This window comes from Ilumatobacter sp., from assembly GCF_030065885.1.
Lineage (GTDB): Bacteria > Actinomycetota > Acidimicrobiia > Acidimicrobiales > Ilumatobacteraceae > Ilumatobacter.
Window position 1 is genome coordinate 1 of sequence record NZ_JASJCS010000100.1, and the last position, 17,721, is coordinate 17,721.

Below are 17,721 nucleotides of genomic sequence, written 5' to 3' on the forward strand. Positions count from 1 at the left end.
CCCGACGAACCACCGCCACCACCCGACGACGCAGCGGCGGCGGCGGCGTCGGCCGCGGCCTGCTCCTGGGCGGCCAGCTCGGCCTGGAGTCGTGCCCACGCCTCTTCGGCGCGTCGCTGTTCCTCTTCCTCGATCAGCTGACCGAGCCGGGCCTCGGCGGCGGCCCGCTTCTCGATGAACTGCTCCCTGAGGTCGGACGTCTGGATCTGCTTCTGCTCGATCGTCGCCTTGAGCGTCTCGACCCGCTCGCGCTGGGACGCCAGCTCGGCCTTCTCCTCCTCGAGGACGCGGATGAACTCGTCGAGATCGTCGGTCGTGCCGGTGCCGACCGACAGTGCGACCCGGCTGAACTGCTCGCGGCGCAGCGCCTCGCTGTACACCTCCGCGTTGGAGAACAGCGGGCCGAGCACGTCGCCGCCGGCGCCGGTGAGCGTGCGGAGGGCGACCTCCGACAGGTCACCGCGCAGCGATGCGAGCTCGGCCTCCTTCGCGGCGACGCGGTCCTCGGTCTTGGCGACGTCGACCGTCAGCTGCCGGAGCTCGTCCTCGGCCTCGTTCCAGTCCTCGGCGAGCCGGTCTGCTTGTTCGTGGAGTCGGTCGAGCTCGTCGACGATCCGCTCGACCTCGCGCTGCTGGTCGGCGACCGACGCGTGTACCGCTTCGGGCACGGCGACGGACCCGACGAGGGTCAGGGCAGCAGCGAACACGGCGATGCGGCCGCGACGGAGGGTCGTGCGTTTCGGGGGCTCGGCAGAGGCGGTCTGCATAGCTCAGAGGAGTGTATCGACCATTACGAACACGTTGCGAACAGCACACCGAGAGTTTTCTCGGCGTGCTCCGGCCGTCACGACCGGCCATTCGCAGGGAACGGATCGGTCGGAGCGATCACTCCCACTCGATGGTGCCGGGCGGCTTCGAGGTGATGTCGTAGGCCACCCGGTTGATGCCGGCGACCTCGTTGATGATGCGGCTCGACATCTTCTCCAGCAGCTCGTACGGCAGCCGCGCCCAGTCGGCGGTCATCGCGTCGTCGCTGGTCACGGCCCGGATGATGATCGGGTGGCCGTACGTGCGCTCGTCGCCCATCACGCCGACCGACCGGATGTCGGGCAACACCGCGAACGCCTGCCAGATCTCGCGTTCGAGGCCGGCCCACGCGATCTCCTCGCGCACGATGGCGTCGGCCTCCTGCAGTGTCGCGACCTTCTCGGGCGTGACCTCGCCGATGATCCGCACGCCCAAGCCGGGGCCCGGGAACGGCTGCCGCCACACCATCTCGTCGGGCAGCCCCAACTCGCTGCCCAGCGCCCGCACCTCGTCCTTGAACAGGTCGCGGAGCGGCTCGATGAGCTCGAGCGTCATGTCCTCGGGGAGGCCACCGACGTTGTGGTGGCTCTTGATGACGTCGGCGGTGCCGTCGGCGCCGCCGCTCTCGATCAGGTCGGGGTACAGCGTGCCCTGGACGAGGAATGTCGCGTCGGTCAGCCCGCCGGTGTGCTCTTCGAAGATCCGGATGAACTGCTCGCCGATGATCTTTCGCTTCGCTTCCGGCTCGCTGACCCCGGCCAGCGCCTCGAAGTAGCGGTCGCCGGCGTCCACGTGGATCAGTTCGAGCTGCATGTTGCGCCCGTAGGTCTCGACGATCTGGTCGCTCTCGCCCTTGCGCATCAGACCGGTGTCGACGTAGATGCACGTGAGCTGGTGGCCGATCGCCCGATGCACCAGCGCCGCGGCGACCGACGAGTCGACGCCGCCCGACAACGCGCAGATCGCCCGCTGGTCGCCGACGCGAGCCCGGATCGAGGCCACCTGTTCGTCGATCACCGACGACATCCGCCAGTCGGGCGAGCAGCCGGCGAGGTCGTGGAGGAACGTCCGCAGCACCGCCATGCCGTGCGGTGAGTGGACGACCTCGGGGTGGAACTGCACACCCCAGATACGTCGCTCGTCGTGTTCGAGCACTGCGACCGGTGCGTCCTTCGTCGACGCCGTGGCCCGGAAGCCGGGCGGCGCCTCGGTGATGGCATCGAAGTGGCTCATCCAGACGTCGTGCTCGCTCGGGATGTCGGCGTGGAGCACCGACGACTCGGCCGTGCGGGTCAGGTGTGCCCGCCCGTACTCACCGGCCATGCCTCGACCGACGGTGCCCCCGAGCTGCATGGCGATCAGCTGGGCCCCGTAGCAGATGCCGAACACGGGGATGCCGAGGTCGTAGATCGCCGGGTCGAGGCGCGGCGTCCCTTCGATGTTGACGCTGGCCGGGCCACCCGAGAGGATGATCGCCGAGGGGCGCCGCGCAGCGACCTCGTCGGCGGTGATGCGGTGCGGCACGATCTCGGAGAAGACGTGGAGCTCGCGGACCCGGCGTGCGATCAGCTGGGCGTACTGGGCGCCGAAGTCGACGACGAGCACGGTGTCGTGGTCGTGTGTGGGAGGGCTGTCACGGTCCAAGGAACTCGATGGTAGACAGTCGTCGTGCGCCGCATGGTCATCGCCCTGTGCCTGACGGTGCCGGCGCTCGCCGTCGGATCGGTGGCACCCGCAGCCGCCGCGCCGGCGCCCTCGTTCGCTGCCGAGACCGCCCCGGATGACACGGCACCGCCGCCGCGGGACACGATCAACGAGTTCCTGCCCGAAGAGCGCGGGATCGGCGAGTGCATCAGTGCCCTGCCGAAGCCCGGCTGCGGCAGCGAGGCTCGTGGCGGCTGGCGGCAGGGCTTGATCCTGGCTGCGATCCTCGCCGGGCTGGGGTTCATCGGGTGGCGCGTCGTCGCTGCGTCGCGGCGGGCAAAGGCCGACCAGGTTCCGTGAGCGAGCGGCCTGCACGGCGCTGGCGCGACCGGCCGTGGTTCTGGCCGGCGCTCGGGGTGCTGCCGGCTGCAGCGATCGTGCTCGGCGTCATCGCGACGAGCGGCCGACCGGGCTACGTCGACGGCCTGGCTCACCTCGACCACGACCCGACGTGCGACGAGGACGCGAGCTGCGAGCCGGCCGTGCTCGTCGACGGCGCACCGTGGCGAACGGTCTGCCGCACCGTCGACGATGCCCGCGTGAGCGACGAGAAGGTCGCTCAGGGACCAGGTGGTGTGGGCTACCGCATCCGCGACGTCGACCCTGCGGTCGCCATGGCCGTGCGGGATCCGTCGGTGTGCACGTGGGAGCGCGATGCGATCCTCGTCGGACGCTGCCTGGCCGTCGCCGGGGGCGTCCTCGATGCCGCCTGTTGACTGGGGGCGGTCAGCTGGGGCCGAATGCCAGCTGCCACCAGCGTTCGAGGCGATCGCGATGTCGGCCGAGCACCATCACCACATGGTTGCCGAGCGGATCCTCGAGCAGCGACGACGCAGGCTGATCGGCCAGCCGCACCGTCACCTGGGTCCGGCAGAGGTCGGGTGACGAGCCGGTCTCGACGATCTCGGCATCGGTGAACCAGTGCCGCTCGAGCGCCGCGCCGCCGAGCCGCATCAGCGTGACCCAGCCGGGTTCGAACGTGCCGCGCAGCCCGATCCCGAGGCCGCTCTCGAAGTGCGTGTGGAGCTCGAGGTCGTGGACCATCGACGGCGCAACCGTGCAATGCGCCAGCAGCACGGTGTTCGCATCGCCGTCGACCTGCGCGGGGTTGGCGACCCAGGCGGGCTGCTCGAGCAGCTCCCGTGCGATCATCATCGACACGGTCGAGGCGACGTCACCCTCACAGCCGGCGACGACGCCCGTGTCGTTCAACTCGGCGAGCGCCACGCAGCCCGACGTCGCGAGATCGGTGATGAAGTCGAAGCAGCGGACGGCGACGGCGTCGACCTGGTGCTCCGCCAGCGTCGCGACCAGCGCCGGATGCAGTGCGGCTGCGGTCACGGTCTCGTCGTCCGGGGAACCGTGGCCGGCGAAGCGGATCGCGACGGGCCGGGCATCGTCGGGGTCGGTTGCACGGTGGCGCCTGATCGGTTCCTCGATGTCGACGTCGACCAGCTCGATGCCCCAGCGGTCGAGCAGCCGTTCGCGCATCGGAACGCTGGCGACCAGCCACTCCGACGGCTCGCCGACGAGGCCGAGCCGCGAACCGCGCAGCCGGTGCAGCGAGCGCAGGTCCTCGACAGCCGCGGCGAGCAGCTCGGGGTCGGTGTCGGCCGGCACGATCCGTCCGTGGACCCCCGACTGCCGGAGGCTCGCCAGCGTCTCGAGCGCCGCGGGCAGGCTGTTGTGCACACCGTGTGCGACGAGCACGACCGGCTCCCACGGCACGACGAGATGGCGACGGGCCACGACGTCGAGCGCAGCGCGTTCGGTCCCTCCTGTCGCCATCACGACGACGTGTGGTGACGCGGGCTGCGCGGTCGGGTCGTCGGTCGGGGCACCGCCGAGACCGTCGAGCGCCGCCCGCACCGGGGACGTGATGCGGTCGATCGCAGCGGCATCGTGCAGCGGCGACGCGACCACCGTGTAGCGGAGACCGGTCATGGGTCAACCACACCAGAGACCGCTCCGAGCGGCCAGTGCCGAAGGTCCTGGCCGGCGAGTTCGCGCCGATGGGCGGGGTGTCGTACCGTGCCGCACGTGACGCCCGACGAGTTCCGAGAGCACGGGCATGCGCTGATCGACCGCGTCGCCGAGTACCTCGAGACGGTCGAGGACCGTCCGGTCGTCCCCGAGATCGAGCCGGGGGCCGTCCGGGCGATGCTGCCAGAGCACCCGCCGACCCAGCCGGAGTCGTGGGACGACGTGATGGCCGACGTCGAGCGGGTCGTGCTCCCGACGATCACGCACTGGCAGCACCCCGGCTGGTTCGCCTACTTCCCGGCGAACACGACGTATTCGTCGATCCTCGGTGAGCTGCTCTCGGCCGGACTCGGCGTGCAGGGCATGAGCTGGATCACGTCGCCGGCGTGCACCGAGATCGAGACGCTGATGCTCGACTGGATGCAGGAGCTGCTCGAACTGCCCGAGGCGTTCCGCTCGACCAGCCGGTGGGGCGGCGGCGTCATCCAGGGCTCGGCGAGCGAGGCCACGCTGGTCGCCATCCTGGCCGCACGGTGGCGGGCGACCGGCGGCGACGTGAACGCCGACGGTGACACCTCGCTGCTCACCGCCTACACCACGTCGCAGGCGCACTCGTCGGTCGAGAAGGGTCTGCGCATCGCCGGCATCGGAACCGACCGGATCCGCGTGGTCGAGCACGACGAGACGTTCGCGATGAGGCCCGCTGCGTTCCGCGATGCGGTCAACGCCGACACGAAGGCAGGCTTCCGCCCGTTCTTCGTGTGCTCGACCCACGGCACGACGTCATCGATGGCGTTCGACCCGACGTCGGCGATCGCCGACATCTGCAGGGTCAACGACATCTGGCTCCACGTCGACGGCGCGATGAGCGGGATCGCCGCGCTGGCGCCCGAGCACCGTTGGGTCAACGAGGGCCTCGAGCACGCCGACAGCTACTGCACGAACCCCCACAAGTGGATGGGCGTCAACTTCGACTGCACGCTCTACTGGACGACCGATCGTGCCGCACTGCTCGGCGCGCTCAGCATCCTGCCCGAGTACCTGCGCTCGGCTGCGGCCGAGTCGGGCGCCGCGATCGACTACCGCGATTGGCAGATCCCGCTCGGCCGGCGGTTCCGCGCGCTGAAGCTGTGGTTCACGATCCGCCTCGACGGCGTCGCATCGGTGCAGGACCGCATCAGGCGCGACATCTCGCTCACGCAGGAGCTCGCCGAATGGGTCGCGGGCGACGAGCGGTTCGACATCGTCGCCCCGCACCCGCTGAACCTGCTGTGCCTGCGCGCCGCCGGCGACGACCTCGACGAGACCAACGAGCGCACCGACACGCTCATCGACCGGATCAACTCGCTCGGCAAGGCCCACGTGACGCGGACCGTGCTCGGCGGGCGGTCAGTGCTCCGCGTCTCGATCGGCGCCCGCACCACCGAACGCGAGCACGTGATCGCGCTGTGGGCGCAGCTCCGCGGTCTGATCAGCTGACGCCGAGCGTGCGGCGGAGGAGGTCGACGAGCATCGTCGCGGTGGCGCCCCAGACGGTCTCGTCGTCGAGCTCGAAGAAGTGCAGCGTCCGGTCGGTCGGACCGATCCCCCAGACCTCGGAGTGGTAGGTGTCGGCGCGGGTCAGCTCGGCGAGCGGGAGCCAGAAGACCCGGTCGACCTCGGACGTCTCGCCGACCAGTGGGAGCGCCTCGTCGACGGTCGCCACCTTCGGCACGATGTAGCTCCGCGACACCACCGTGTTGAGGTGTTCGAGCTCGCCGTGGAGGTGCACGTGGCCGGGTTCGAGCCCGACCTCCTCGTGCGCCTCGCGCAGCGCCGTCTCGACAGGGGTCTCTCCGGGATCCATTCGGCCGCCCGGGAAGCTGACCTCGCCGCGGTGGTGCCGCAGCTCCCACGAGCGGCGGGTGAGCAGCACCTCGGGGCCGCGTACGCCGTCGGCGAGCGCGATCAGGACCGCAGAGGGCCGGGCATTCGGAAACGCGGGCAGCACCGGGCGGTCGATCTCGGGCACGGCGGCGAGCACGTCGCCGAGCGACGGAGCGGCACCGATCGGCCAGGGCGCACCCGGACCGGCGCTCCAGCGCGAGGGTCGCGGGATGACCTGTCGGCCGCCGGCGCGGCGACCGGTCGTACCGGTCACGTCAACTCGTGGCCGCTGACGGGGTCCACCCGCTCTCGGAGAGCTCCTGGAGCACCTCGGGCAGCCCGGCGGTCTTCAGGTTGGCGAGCACCTTGCCAGGGGTCTCCTCCCCCCGTTCGAACTCCTCCCATGCGTGGATGAGCTTGCTGAGGTCGGGGGCGGGCCGCTCGAACGACATCGTCTCAGCCTATGGCGGCGCAGCCCGGTTGCAGATCGTCCGACAAATCCCTATTGTTCGAGAAATGTCGGACGTTCAACGACGAGACTACGAGCTCCACCCCGAGCTGTCGATCGACACGCCGGCGCAGCTCAAGGCGCTCGGCGATCCGTTGCGCAGCACGATCGTCGACGTCGTGCTCGAACGCGCGATGTCGGTCACCGAGCTCGCCGAGCGCCTCGATCGTCCACGCGGCACCATCGCCTATCACGTCGACGTGCTCGTCGACGCCGGCCTGCTCCACGTCGTGCACACCCGCAAGGTCCGCGCCATCGAGGAGCGGTTCTACGGCAGGGTCGCCCTGACGTACGTGCTCCCCGACCGGCCGGGCGAGATCCCGTTCATCCGGGACGTGTTCGCCGAGATCGACCTCGATCGCATGCACGAGAGCAAGGTCGGCCTCAGCACCTACCGGCACGCCCGCATCCCGGCGGATCGCGTCGTGGAGTTCGGCGAGCGGCTGCTCGCCCTCGCCGTCGAGTTCGCCGAGGAACCCCGCGGTGGCGACACCGAATTCGGCATGTTCCTCGCGCTGTTCCCCACCAACCGCACCGTGGCCCCGCCCGTGCGCCACGCCGAGCACGGCGAGGAGCCGACATGACCGACGAGCAGCTACCCGAACCGTCCGGTCCCTCGGATCGCGCCACGGTCGTCGACGCCCCCGAACGCGCGGCTGCGGAGGTCCGCCCGCGACGACGTCCGCTCGGACCGAGCTATCGCAAGCTCTTCGGCGCGACGGTCGTCTCCAACCTGGGCGACGGCATGGCGATGGTCGCCTACCCCTGGCTGGCGAGCGCCGTGACCCGCAACCCGATCCTGGTCGCCCTCGTCGCCGTCACCCAACGCCTCCCCTGGCTCCTCTTCACGCTGCCGGCGGGTGTCATCACCGACCGCATCGACCGGCGCAGGGCGATGGTGTCGATGGACGTGGTGCGGTTCGCGATCACGCTGCTCGTCGCGTTCGCCGTGCTGGGCGCGCAGGGCACGCTGCCCGGCCCCGACGACGTCGAGTCGGTCACCGGCACCCGGTTCGGTCTCTACGCGGTGGTACTGATCGCGACGCTGCTGCTGGGCATGGCCGAGGTGCTGCGCGACAACTCGGCCCAGACGATCCTGCCCAACATCGTCGCCGCCGATCAGCTCGAGAAGGCGAACGGGCGCATGTGGAGCGTCGAGGGCGTCACCAACACGTTCCTCGGCCCGCCGTTCGGCTCGATCCTGCTGCTCGTCGCGTTCTCGCTGCCGTTCTTCGTCGATGCCGCGACGTTCTTCGTCGCCGCCGCCCTCGTGTTCCTCATCCCCGGCAGCTTCCGCGCCGACCGGAGCGACCAACCGAAGCAGACGTTCCGCGAAGAGCTGAGCGAGGGTGTGCGATGGCTGATGGGACACCCGTTGCTGCGACCGATGGCGATCATCCTCGGGCTGATGAACGGGGCGATGATGATCGCGATGGCGCCGATCGTGCTCTTCGCCCAGGAGGTGCTCGACGTCGGTCCGTTGCTGTTCACGATCCTGTTCTTCGGGAGCGCCGTCGGTGGGCTGATCGGCGGCAACGTGGCCCCTGCGGTCTCGACGCGCCTCGGCAGCGGCACGTCGCTGGCCATTGCGCTCGGCGGGCTCGCGATCTCGCCGGCACTGATCGGCCTCATCGCCTGGTGGCCGGCCGTGCTCGTGCTGCTGGGGATCGAGGCGTTCCTGGGGATCCTGTGGAACGTGATCACCGTCAGCCTCCGCCAGACGATCATCCCCGAGCACCTGCTCGGCCGGGTCAACAGCGTCTACCGGTTCTTCGCATGGGGGATGATGCCGATCGGTGCCGCGATCGGCGGCGTGCTGGTGTTCCTGGTCGAGGGTCTCGCCGACCGCGATCTCGCCCTGCGCTCGACGTGGTTCGCGGTCGCCGTGGTGCACGCCGGGCTGTTCCTGTTCGGACGGGCCAAGCTCACCACCGAGAAGCTCGAGGCGGCGCGCGCGGCCGCTACTCAGCCCGCTTCTTGATGGCCTTGTAGGCGTTGCCGGCCATGCGGCCGGCGGAGCGGCCGAGCTCCTCACCCTTGGGGCCGGCCTTCTCGGCGCGTCGTTGCTTGCGGTCCTTGCGTTCGGCCCAGTCGGTGTAGAACCACAGGAACCCGAGCGGCACCAGGATCACGAGCATCACCAGCCGGCCGGTGAACTCGACGTCGATCCACGGCTGCACGGCGGCGACCAGGATCCCGACGATCACGATCAGATCGAGCCAGCGGTGCGTTGCCCGCCCGACGATCTTGAACGCCCCCAGCGGGCCACGCACGATCGACGCGTTGACCATCACGACGGCACCGGCGATGGCCGGCACGAGCGGCTCGGGATCCTGCATCCCCTGCGCCACGAGCGAGATGCCGATCAGGTACTCCGCCAGTTGGTGCACCCAGAACGGCCGCATCGCACGCTCACCCACGGGGCGAACCTACCCGCCCGGACGCGCAACGACCCGGGGCCGGAGCCCCGGGCCGTCGTCAGGCGTTACAGATGGTGTCAGACACCAACCGTCACATCATGCCGCCCATGCCGCCCATCGGGTCCATGCCGCCGCCGCCCATCGGAGCCGGGGGCTCGGGCTTGTCGGCGACCAGGGCCTCGGTGGTGAGTACCAGCGCGGCGATCGACGAGGCGTTCTGCAGCCCCGCACGAGTGACCTTGGCCGGGTCGATGATGCCGGCCTTCATGAGGTCCTCGAGTTCGCCGGTGGCAGCGTTGAGGCCGTTGGTGCCGGTCTCGGCCTCGACCGCACGCACCATGACCGAGCCCTCGAGGCCGGCGTTCTCCGCGATGTTGCGGGTCGGGGCCACGAGCGACTCCCACACCAGCCGGGCACCGGTCTGCTCGTCGCCCTCGAGGCCGTCGGCGACCGTCTGCACGGCGCCACGGGCACGGATCAGGGCGGTGCCGCCACCGGCGACCACACCCTCCTCGATCGCGGCACGAACCGACGACACGGCGTCCTCGATGCGGTGCTTCTTCTCCTTGAGCTCGACCTCGGTCGCCGCGCCGACCTGGATGACGGCGACGCCGCCGGCCAGCTTGGCGAGGCGCTCCTGGAGCTTCTCACGATCCCAGTCCGAGTCGGTGTTGTCGATCTCGGTCTTGATCTGCGCGATGCGGCCGGCGACGTCGTCCTCGGACCCGCCACCGTCGACGATGGTGGTGTTGTCCTTGGTGATGATGATGCGCTTGGCCGTGCCGAGCAGGTCGAGCGTCGTGTTCTCGAGCTTGAGGCCGACGTCCTCGCTGATGACCTGGCCGCCGGTCAGGACGGCCATGTCCTGCAGCATCGCCTTGCGGCGGTCGCCGAAGCCCGGTGCCTTGACGGCCGCTGCGTTGAACGTGCCGCGGATCTTGTTGACGACGAGCGTGGCGAGGGCCTCGCCCTCGATGTCCTCGGCGATGATCACGAGCGGCTTGCCGGTCTTCATGACGCCTTCGAGCACCGGCAGCATCTGCTGGACCGACGAGATCTTGCCCTGGTTGAGCAGGATGTACGCGTCCTCCAACACCGCTTCCTGACGGTCGGGGTCGGTGACGAAGTACGGCGACAGGTAGCCCTTGTCGAACTGCATGCCCTCGGTGAACTCGAGCTCGGTGCCGAACGTGTTCGACTCCTCGACCGTGACCACGCCGTCCTTGCCGACCTTGTCGATGGCGTCGGCGATGACCGCGCCGATCGACGAGTCGGCCGCCGAGATGGTGGCGACGTTGGCGATGTCGCTCTTGTCGTCGACGTCCTTGGCCTGGCTCTGGATCGACTCGACCGCTGCGGCGACGGCCTTCTCGATGCCCTTCTTGACCGCCATCGGGTTGGCGCCGGCGGCCACGTTCTTCATACCGGTCCGCATCATCGCCTGGGCGAGCACGGTGGCGGTGGTGGTGCCATCACCGGCGATGTCGTCGGTCTTGGTGGCGACCTCCTTCACGAGCTGGGCGCCCATGTTCTCGAACGGGTCGTCGAGCTCGATCTCCTTGGCGATCGACACGCCGTCGTTGGTGATCGTCGGCGCGCCGAACTTCTTGTCGAGCACGACGTTGCGGCCCTTGGGCCCGAGCGTCACCCGAACGGCGTCGGCGAGCTTGTTGACGCCGGCCTCGAGCGAGCGACGTGCGTCATCGTCGAAGTGGAGCAGTTTGGTCATGTGGAATCAGTTCCTCGAATCTGGGTGGGGGTTGATCAGCCTTCGACGATCGCGAGCACGTCACGACCGTTGAGCACGAGTACTTCGTCACCGTCGAGGGTGACCTCGGTGCCGCCGTACTTCGAGTACAGCACCGTGTCGCCGACGTTGATGTCGAGCGGGATGATCTCGCCGGTCGACTCGGCACGCTTGCCGGGGCCGACGGCGAGGACCGAGCCCTGCTGCGGCTTCTCCTTGGCGGTGTCGGGGATCACGAGACCCGATGCGGTCTGGGTCTCGGCCTCGTTGGGCTTGACGACGATGCGGTCATCGAGCGGCTTCAGGTTCATGGGTGCATGCCTCCGTTGGCGTGTCACAGGGGATTCGGGTGCGTTCAGGGCCGTTAGCACTCGGCCCGAGCGAGTGCCAATGTTAGACGCTGCGCCGGGTCGTTAGCAACCGGAGGCCGAGAGTGCTAATGCGTCGATCGCGACGACACGCGCTGCCGTCGAGGTGCGCCCGGCGCAGGCCGGCGCTCCGGGCGCGTCATCGGGCTGCGGCGTCGGGGCGGTCCAACGTGAGCAGGTCGACCAGCCGCTGCGGCACCGACACCACCCACGCCGCAGGCGCGATCCGGCGCGGGAGCCGTACGGCCGCACGACCGGCCTCCACCGCGTCGACGACCTCCGTCGCGACCCGCACGCGATCCACCTCGGGCAGCACCAACAGCCGGCGGAGGCGGCGGAAGCCGTGCTCGGTCGGCGGGTGCGCGTATGCGCGGTCGAGCATGTCGGTCGGGGACGGGCCGATCTCGACGATCGTCAGCCCGACCGGCGAGCGCCCCAGCTCCGTGCGCAGCACGCGGTGGAAGGCGGAGAGCCCCGCCTTGGTGCTGCCGTACAACACGATGCCCGGAAAGGCGGCGACCGACGCCATCGAGCTGACATTGACCACGTGGCCGCCGTTGCGCCGCACCATGCGCGGGATCACCTGGCGGCAGAGCTCGATCGGGGTGGCGAGGTTGATCTGCTGGATCGCCCGAACGTCGTCGGCCGATGCGTCGAGGAAGGGTCCACGGGCGTCGACACCAGCGTTGTTGACCCAGACGTCGATCGGCCCGTGCTCCTCCTCGATCCGCTCGACGAGGCCCTCGACGACCTCGGGATCAGCGAGGTCGGCCCGCACCTCGACGCCTTCCCGGCGGGCGACACCGATCACGGTCACGCCGCGCCGGCGGGCTTCGTGCGTGATGGCCTCACCGATGCCGGCCGAAGCGCCGGTCACGACCCACGTCGTCCCGTCGATCTCCATCTTCGAGTGCATAGCACTCGGGCCCAAGGTGTCACGGTCCCTCACACGCCCGACGGTGGGGACGCCGCGCCGCCGCGACGGCGACCAGACCGACGATCACCGCCCCCAGGGCCACGATCGTGAGATGCGCGCCGTTGCCGCCCGTGGCGGGCAGGACGTTCACCGGAGCCGGCACGAACGTCGTCGTCGGTGCCGGCTGGATGGTCGTGGTCGGCAGGGTGGTCGTGACCGGCGCAGTGGTCGTGGTCGGCAGGGTGGTCGTGACCGGCGCGGTGGTCGTGGTCGCCGGGGCGTCCGGCGTGAGGGCGGCGTCGATGCCGGAGATCACGGTGCGGGGGGCGGCTGCGATCTGGTCCCCACCGAAGTTGAAGCCGCTGCCGGAGGCCCACGGGACGTCGTTCCAGCACTCGGGCACGTAGCCCGGCGCTCTGAAGCACACGAGCACGCCGACCTCGTGCAGCCCACTGATCCGGTAGGCGCCATCGGCGTCGGCCGCCTCGACGAACGAACCCTCCCAGTCACCGTCGGGCATCACGGCCACCCACACCGCGCGGGCGCCCGCGAGCGGCGCTCCGGTCAGCTCGTCGGTCACGGCGCCTTCGATCACGCCGCCCAGGCTCAGCCCCCACGTCAGCGTGGTGGCCTCCCCACCCACAACGGTCACTGCGTCGGCCGACGCCATGTCGGGCGCGTCGTCGTACCACTCGCGCGCGTACTCGGATGGGATCATCGTGACGTTGTTGCCGGCCACGAGTTGGTAGTCGCCCGGCTCGAGGCCCTGGAGGTCGAAACGGCCCGCCGCATCGGTCGACATCTCGGCCCCGGTCGGGCCCATCGCCATCATGTGGACACCTGCGACGGGCGTCCCGGTCACGTCGTCGACGATCGTGCCCCGGATCGCTCCCGAGGCATCGGAGATCGAGACCGAGACGTCGTCGAACACCGTGAGCTCGGTCGTGTCCGGAAGGGTCAACAGGACCGTCACGGTGTCGACGACCGTGCCCAGGCCACCGGCGATGTTGACGATGTAGGAGCATGCCCATTCGTAGGGCGGCGGAACCGGATCGCCCGGGAGGCGTGTCGAGGGCACGACGCAGCTCGTGTCGACCAACGCGGGGTTGGCGGCATCGGCAACGTCACCGAACCGATCGCTCATCACCGCGGTGATCGTGAACTCCGGATCGCCTGCGGCGTGCAGCCCGACGGTGACGCGGACGTCGGAACCGGTAGGCACCACGCGGTCGGGATGGGCGCTCACGTCCAGGAAGAACCCATCGGTCCGCGCGCGTGCGGTCGCGGACGGGACCAGCGCGACGACCAGCACGGCGAGCACACGTCCGATCATCCCCATGACGACCTCCCGCTACGTGTCGCCGGGATCCCGCACCGGGAACCCTCACGCGTTCATCGAACACCCGGCGGACCCGGAGCACAAGAGCGCCCGGATCGGCGGGCCGCCCGGCTGTGCCGCGCTCAGCCGCTGGCTGCCTCGATGCCGCACGCCCGCAGCACGGCGATGGTCTGGGCGAGGGGCAGGCCGATCACGTTCGTCGGGCTGCCGTCGACGCGCTCGACGAACGCGCCGGCGGCATCCTGCATGCCGTAGGCCCCGGCCTTGTCGCGGTGCTCGCCGATCGACAGGTACCAGTCGATCGCTGCGGCATCGAGGTCGACGAACGTGACGTCCGTCGTGGCAAGGGCGCGGTGCATGCCGGTCATGCGCCAGCCGACGATCGCGGTGTGCACCCGATGGGTGCGGCCGGACAGCTGCTCCAGCATGCGGCGGGCGTCGGCGTCATCGGCCGGCTTGCCGAACACCTCGCCGTCCACGTCCACGGTGGTGTCGGCGGCCAGCACCGCCACGTCGCCCGCCGCTGCGATGCCCATCCGGTTGACGACGGCCAGGGCCTTGGACTCGGCGATCCGGGTGACGTAGTCGAGCGGCGGCTCGCCGTCGCGTCGCGTCTCGTCGACATCGGCCGCCACGACTTCGAAGTCGAGACCGATGCTGCGCAGCAGCTGGTGTCGCCGGGGGGACGACGAGGCGAGCACGAGCGATGTCGGCACGAGCAGCTCCGAAGTGGCTGGCTCAGCCGCCGGACAGCGCCATGACGCGTCCGTCGTCCGGCACGACGAGCTCGGAGCGATCGGTGAGATAGTCCGCCGGCAGCGCGACCTTGATCGGCCCGTTGGTGTGGCCGCGCTTGATGCGCTCGCCACCCTCGACGATGCGGATCGCCGGGTCGAGTCGGCCCAGCTCCTCGTCGAGCTCGGTCAGTCTGGAGACCTGGGCGAGACGCCGCCGGACCGCCGGGCCGACGGGATAGCCCGAGAGGTACCACGACGTGTGCTTGCGGAAGTCGCGGAGTGCGTAGTCCTCGCCGCCGTGGCCCCGGAAGTGCTCGACGAGCAGTCGGCCGTGGCGGGCCATGGCAGCGGTGACCTCGCCGAGAGATCGTGACGGTGGCGCCACGCCGCCGGCGAGGACGGTGATCAGGTCGCCGAACAGCCACGGGCGACCCAGGCAGCCGCGACCCACGACGACGCCGTCGCAGCCGGTCCGCGCCATCATCGCGACGGCATCGGTGGCCTCCCAGATGTCGCCGTTGCCGAGCACGGGGATCTCGGGCACCGCCGCTTTGAGCTCGCCGATGGCGTCCCAGCGGGCCGCGCCGGCGTAGTGCTGCTCGACCGTGCGGGCGTGCAGCGCGATCCACGCGACGCCCTCGTCGGCGCAGATCCGGCCGGTGTCGAGGTCGGTGCGCAGGTCGTCCCACAGGCCCATCCGGAACTTGGCCGTCACGGGGACGCCGTACGGCGCCGCGGCCGTGACGGCGGCCCGCACGATCGCCCGCAGGAGGTTCGGCTTGGCGGGCACCGCTGCGCCACCGCCCTTGCGGGTGACCTTGGCCGCCGGGCAGCCGAAGTTGAGGTCGATGTGGTCGACGACACCTTCGTCGCACACCTGGTGCACCGCCCGGGCGAGCACGACGGGGTCACTGCCGTAGATCTGCAGGCTGCGGGGCGACTCGTCGGGTCCGAAGCTCGTCATGCGGATCGTCTTGGCGTTGCGATGGACGACGGCGTTCGCCATCACCATCTCGTTGACGTAGACGAGGTCGGGGCCGTACGACCGGCACATCGCCCGGAACGCACGGTTGGTCACGCCGGCCATCGGGGCGAGCACGACCGGCGCCACCGGCGCGAAGTCGCCGATCCGGAGCTGGTGACGGGTGGTTGCGGCCGACATGACCCGTACACGGTACCGGTCGTGGCCGGCCGGCCGCTCGACATCGCGCTGCCGGGTGCTGCAGGATGGCAGGATCGGATCGACGACGGCACCTGCGACGTCGCCCTGGACGGTTGGGGCCGGCGACCTGTCCACGAAGCGTGAAACGCTCGGCGTCTACGCCCGGGCCGGCTCGGCGCGGGTGCTCATCGCCGCGGCCGTGCTGCTCGGCACTGTGCGCGCCGTCGTCGGCGGCGGCTTCGGCCGCGGCGACCTCATCGCCCTCGGTGTGACCCTGCTGATCACCGGCACCGTGGAATGGATCATCCACCGGTTCCTGCTCCACGCACCCGAGGACGCCTGGACGTCGCGCACCCTCGGCACCGGCAGTGGTCATCGACGGCACCACCTCGACCCGACCGACATCCAGTGGCTGCTGCTCGGCGGGCTCGACGCCGGTGTGTTCATCACCGCCTTCGGGTTGGTGACGGCGGCCTGGACACTCCCGCTGATGTGGGTCACGGGCTCGGCGCTGCTCGGCCCGTTCCTGTCGGCCTGGACGCTCGCTGCGATCGGCCTCGCCCACTACGAGTGGGTGCACCTGCTGGTGCACACGAGGTACCGGTGCCGCACGCGCTACTACCGGCGGCTCGCCCGCAACCACCGCCTGCACCACTTCCGCAACGAGAACTACTGGCTCGGCGTCACCAGCAACTCGGGCGACCGGCTCTTGCGCACGTACCCCCAGCGCAAGACCGACGTCCCGCTGAGCGACACGGCGCGATCCCTCGGAGCCCCCTAGACGCCCCGGCCGTCAGGGCGCCGTCGGCGGCTCCCGGAAGAGCGCACGCGCCCGGTCGGCGATCCGTTCGACGACGTCGGCGGGCGGCGGCTCGTCGTTGACGAACATCGCGACTTGCAGGAGCGGGCCATGCGAACCGTGGCGCGTCATCTGGTCGTCGGTGACGGGCTGCACGACGTAGTGCAGATGGACCGGCCGACCGCCGGCATGCGACCAGAGGCAGTTGTACACCTGCTCGGCGCCGACGAGGTCGCCGGCGATCTTCGACGCCCGCTTCAGGAGCGGCCCGAGCTCGTCGGCCTCGTCGTCGCTCAACTCGGCGACGTGGGTCACGTGTCGACGGGGCTTGACGATCAGCGCGCCGAGGCCCATCGGTCCGACGCAGTGCTCGACCAACCATGCCGAGGTCTCGAAGATGCGGCCTCCCGGCGGGTGCACTCGACCGGTCGACAGGTCGCACGCCTCGCACCCGACAACGTCCGATGGCTCCGCCGCGCGCACGACTCCAGTGTCGCACGCGCGTGCCCCGGCATCGACTCCCGGCTCGAACGCCCTGCCCGCCCCATTCAGCTTCGCCCGCTGTGACAGCCAGGAACGGGAACCCGACTACCGATCGAGCAGGGGCAGCTTCAGGTTGGGCATGGCGCCGGTGTCGAGGCCCGACGGACCGTCGCTCGCCAGGCGATGCCAGCCGGCAGCCGCGATCATGGCGGCATTGTCGGTGCACATCGACCGGCCGGGAAGGAAGCCGTTCACCCCGTCGTTCGCACAAGCGCCGAGCATCTCCTCACGAAGGAGCGAGTTCGCCGCGACGCCACCGCCCAGCACGATGCCGGTCGCGCCGACCTGCTGGGCCGCCCGGCGCGCCTTGGAGACCAGCACGTCGACCACCGCCTGCTGGAACGACGCAGCGACGTCGGCCGACGCGACGTCGGGGTGCTTGCGCACGTAGTTCATCACGGCCGTCTTCAGCCCGCTGAAGCTGAAGTCGAGGTTGTCGGCGTCCTCGGTCAACGCCCGCGGGAAGCGGATCGCGTCGGGGTCGCCGTTCAACGCGGCGGCGTCGATCGCCGGGCCGCCCGGGTAGCCGAGGTCGAGGAAGCGGGCGACCTTGTCGAACGCCTCCCCGGCGGCGTCGTCGATCGTCTGGCCCAACATCCGGTACCGGCCGTGACCCTCCATCTCGATCAGCATCGTGTGACCGCCCGACACGAGCAGCACGACGAGCGGGAACTCGAGCGACGGATCCTCGAGGAACGCCGAGTACAGGTGCGCCTCGAGGTGGTTGACGGCGACGAACGGAACGTCCCACGCCAGCGAGAGCGCTTTCGCCGCCGACACGCCGACGAGGAGCGCCCCGATCAGGCCCGGCCCGTAGGTGCA

At 70.2% G+C, this 17,721-nt stretch carries 20 protein-coding genes; 6 read left to right on the forward strand and 14 right to left on the reverse strand.

What is annotated here, in order from left to right; all coding sequences use genetic code 11:
* Together QNJ12_RS18055 and guaA are read right to left on the reverse strand one after the other, a co-directional pair.
* The coding region (locus tag QNJ12_RS18055; RefSeq protein WP_300624727.1) for a hypothetical protein at nucleotides 1-767 on the reverse strand (767 nt) is incomplete at its 3' end.
* A gap of 118 nt (nucleotides 768-885) precedes the next feature.
* Nucleotides 886-2,451 carry a glutamine-hydrolyzing GMP synthase gene (guaA, locus tag QNJ12_RS18060; protein ID WP_300624729.1) on the reverse strand — a complete coding sequence of 522 codons (1,566 nt, stop codon included), beginning with the start codon at nucleotides 2,449-2,451 and terminating at the stop codon, nucleotides 886-888.
* Nucleotides 2,452-2,475: 24 nt separating this feature from the next.
* Here guaA and QNJ12_RS18065 point away from each other — a divergent pair, with 24 nt between their 5' ends.
* Entirely contained in the window at nucleotides 2,476-2,811 is a 336-nt protein-coding gene (locus tag QNJ12_RS18065) for a hypothetical protein (RefSeq protein WP_300624731.1), read from the forward strand.
* Nucleotides 2,808-3,227: a hypothetical protein gene (locus tag QNJ12_RS18070; RefSeq protein ID WP_300624733.1), complete on the forward strand. Its 420-nt coding sequence runs from the start codon at nucleotides 2,808-2,810 to the stop codon at nucleotides 3,225-3,227. The genes QNJ12_RS18065 and QNJ12_RS18070 overlap by 4 nt, the downstream gene beginning before the upstream one ends.
* 10 nt (nucleotides 3,228-3,237) lie before the next feature.
* Here the strand turns inward: QNJ12_RS18070 and QNJ12_RS18075 are convergent, their stop codons facing one another.
* Nucleotides 3,238-4,455 (reverse strand): hypothetical protein, encoded by a 1,218-nt coding sequence (locus QNJ12_RS18075; RefSeq protein WP_300624735.1) that lies wholly within the window; start codon nucleotides 4,453-4,455, stop codon nucleotides 3,238-3,240.
* 96 nt (nucleotides 4,456-4,551) lie between these two features.
* Here QNJ12_RS18075 and QNJ12_RS18080 point away from each other — a divergent pair, with 96 nt between their 5' ends.
* Nucleotides 4,552-5,973, forward strand: a complete 1,422-nt coding sequence (locus tag QNJ12_RS18080; protein ID WP_300624737.1) for a pyridoxal-dependent decarboxylase — start codon at nucleotides 4,552-4,554, stop codon at nucleotides 5,971-5,973.
* Here QNJ12_RS18080 and QNJ12_RS18085 read toward each other — a convergent pair.
* A complete protein-coding gene (locus QNJ12_RS18085) occupies nucleotides 5,966-6,634 on the reverse strand; it encodes a CoA pyrophosphatase (RefSeq protein WP_300624739.1) in 669 nt (222 codons plus the stop codon). The genes QNJ12_RS18080 and QNJ12_RS18085 overlap by 8 nt on opposite strands.
* 1 nt (nucleotide 6,635) lies before the next feature.
* Nucleotides 6,636-6,812, reverse strand: coding sequence for a hypothetical protein (locus QNJ12_RS18090; RefSeq protein ID WP_300624741.1), 177 nt, complete (start codon nucleotides 6,810-6,812; stop codon nucleotides 6,636-6,638).
* A 64-nt stretch (nucleotides 6,813-6,876) separates the two neighbouring features.
* Between QNJ12_RS18090 and QNJ12_RS18095 the strand changes: the two genes are divergently transcribed.
* Together QNJ12_RS18095 and QNJ12_RS18100 are read left to right on the forward strand one after the other, a co-directional pair.
* Complete coding sequence (locus QNJ12_RS18095; RefSeq protein WP_300624743.1) at nucleotides 6,877-7,452, forward strand: helix-turn-helix domain-containing protein; 576 nt, start codon at nucleotides 6,877-6,879, stop codon at nucleotides 7,450-7,452.
* A complete protein-coding gene (locus QNJ12_RS18100; RefSeq protein WP_300624745.1) occupies nucleotides 7,449-8,849 on the forward strand; it encodes an MFS transporter in 1,401 nt (466 codons plus the stop codon). Before QNJ12_RS18095 ends, QNJ12_RS18100 begins: the two co-directional genes overlap by 4 nt.
* Here QNJ12_RS18100 and QNJ12_RS18105 read toward each other — a convergent pair.
* The 7 genes from QNJ12_RS18105 to dusB form a co-directional block, all read right to left on the reverse strand.
* Complete coding sequence (locus QNJ12_RS18105; RefSeq protein ID WP_300624746.1) at nucleotides 8,830-9,288, reverse strand: hypothetical protein; 459 nt, start codon at nucleotides 9,286-9,288, stop codon at nucleotides 8,830-8,832. The genes QNJ12_RS18100 and QNJ12_RS18105 overlap by 20 nt on opposite strands.
* A 91-nt stretch (nucleotides 9,289-9,379) precedes the next feature.
* On the reverse strand, nucleotides 9,380-11,017 hold the full coding sequence (gene groL, locus QNJ12_RS18110; RefSeq protein WP_300624747.1) for a chaperonin GroEL: 1,638 nt from the start codon (nucleotides 11,015-11,017) through the stop codon (nucleotides 9,380-9,382).
* 35 nt (nucleotides 11,018-11,052) lie between these two features.
* Entirely contained in the window at nucleotides 11,053-11,346 is a 294-nt protein-coding gene (gene groES, locus QNJ12_RS18115; RefSeq protein WP_300624749.1) for a co-chaperone GroES, read from the reverse strand.
* Between the two features lie 196 nt (nucleotides 11,347-11,542).
* On the reverse strand, nucleotides 11,543-12,307 hold the full coding sequence (locus QNJ12_RS18120; protein ID WP_300624751.1) for an SDR family oxidoreductase: 765 nt from the start codon (nucleotides 12,305-12,307) through the stop codon (nucleotides 11,543-11,545).
* Between the two features lie 31 nt (nucleotides 12,308-12,338).
* Nucleotides 12,339-13,658 (reverse strand): carboxypeptidase regulatory-like domain-containing protein, encoded by a 1,320-nt coding sequence (locus QNJ12_RS18125; protein WP_300624752.1) that lies wholly within the window; start codon nucleotides 13,656-13,658, stop codon nucleotides 12,339-12,341.
* Nucleotides 13,659-13,780: 122 nt separating this feature from the next.
* The gene (locus QNJ12_RS18130) at nucleotides 13,781-14,374 is read right to left on the reverse strand and encodes a nucleoside triphosphate pyrophosphatase (RefSeq protein WP_300624754.1); all 594 of its coding nucleotides are present in this window, start codon (nucleotides 14,372-14,374) and stop codon (nucleotides 13,781-13,783) included.
* 22 nt (nucleotides 14,375-14,396) lie between these two features.
* Nucleotides 14,397-15,557 (reverse strand): tRNA dihydrouridine synthase DusB, encoded by a 1,161-nt coding sequence (gene dusB, locus QNJ12_RS18135; RefSeq protein WP_300624756.1) that lies wholly within the window; start codon nucleotides 15,555-15,557, stop codon nucleotides 14,397-14,399.
* Between dusB and QNJ12_RS18140 the strand changes: the two genes are divergently transcribed.
* On the forward strand, nucleotides 15,556-16,338 hold the full coding sequence (locus QNJ12_RS18140; protein ID WP_300624758.1) for a sterol desaturase family protein: 783 nt from the start codon (nucleotides 15,556-15,558) through the stop codon (nucleotides 16,336-16,338). The two genes, dusB and QNJ12_RS18140, sit on opposite strands and share 2 nt — an antisense overlap.
* Before the next feature lie 12 nt (nucleotides 16,339-16,350).
* On the opposite strand, the gene QNJ12_RS18145 is transcribed toward QNJ12_RS18140, so the two are convergent.
* Together QNJ12_RS18145 and tsaD are read right to left on the reverse strand one after the other, a co-directional pair.
* Nucleotides 16,351-16,776, reverse strand: coding sequence for a hypothetical protein (locus QNJ12_RS18145; RefSeq protein ID WP_300624760.1), 426 nt, complete (start codon nucleotides 16,774-16,776; stop codon nucleotides 16,351-16,353).
* A 168-nt stretch (nucleotides 16,777-16,944) separates the two neighbouring features.
* The coding region (gene tsaD / locus QNJ12_RS18150) for a tRNA (adenosine(37)-N6)-threonylcarbamoyltransferase complex transferase subunit TsaD (protein ID WP_300624762.1) at nucleotides 16,945-17,721 on the reverse strand (777 nt) is incomplete at its 5' end.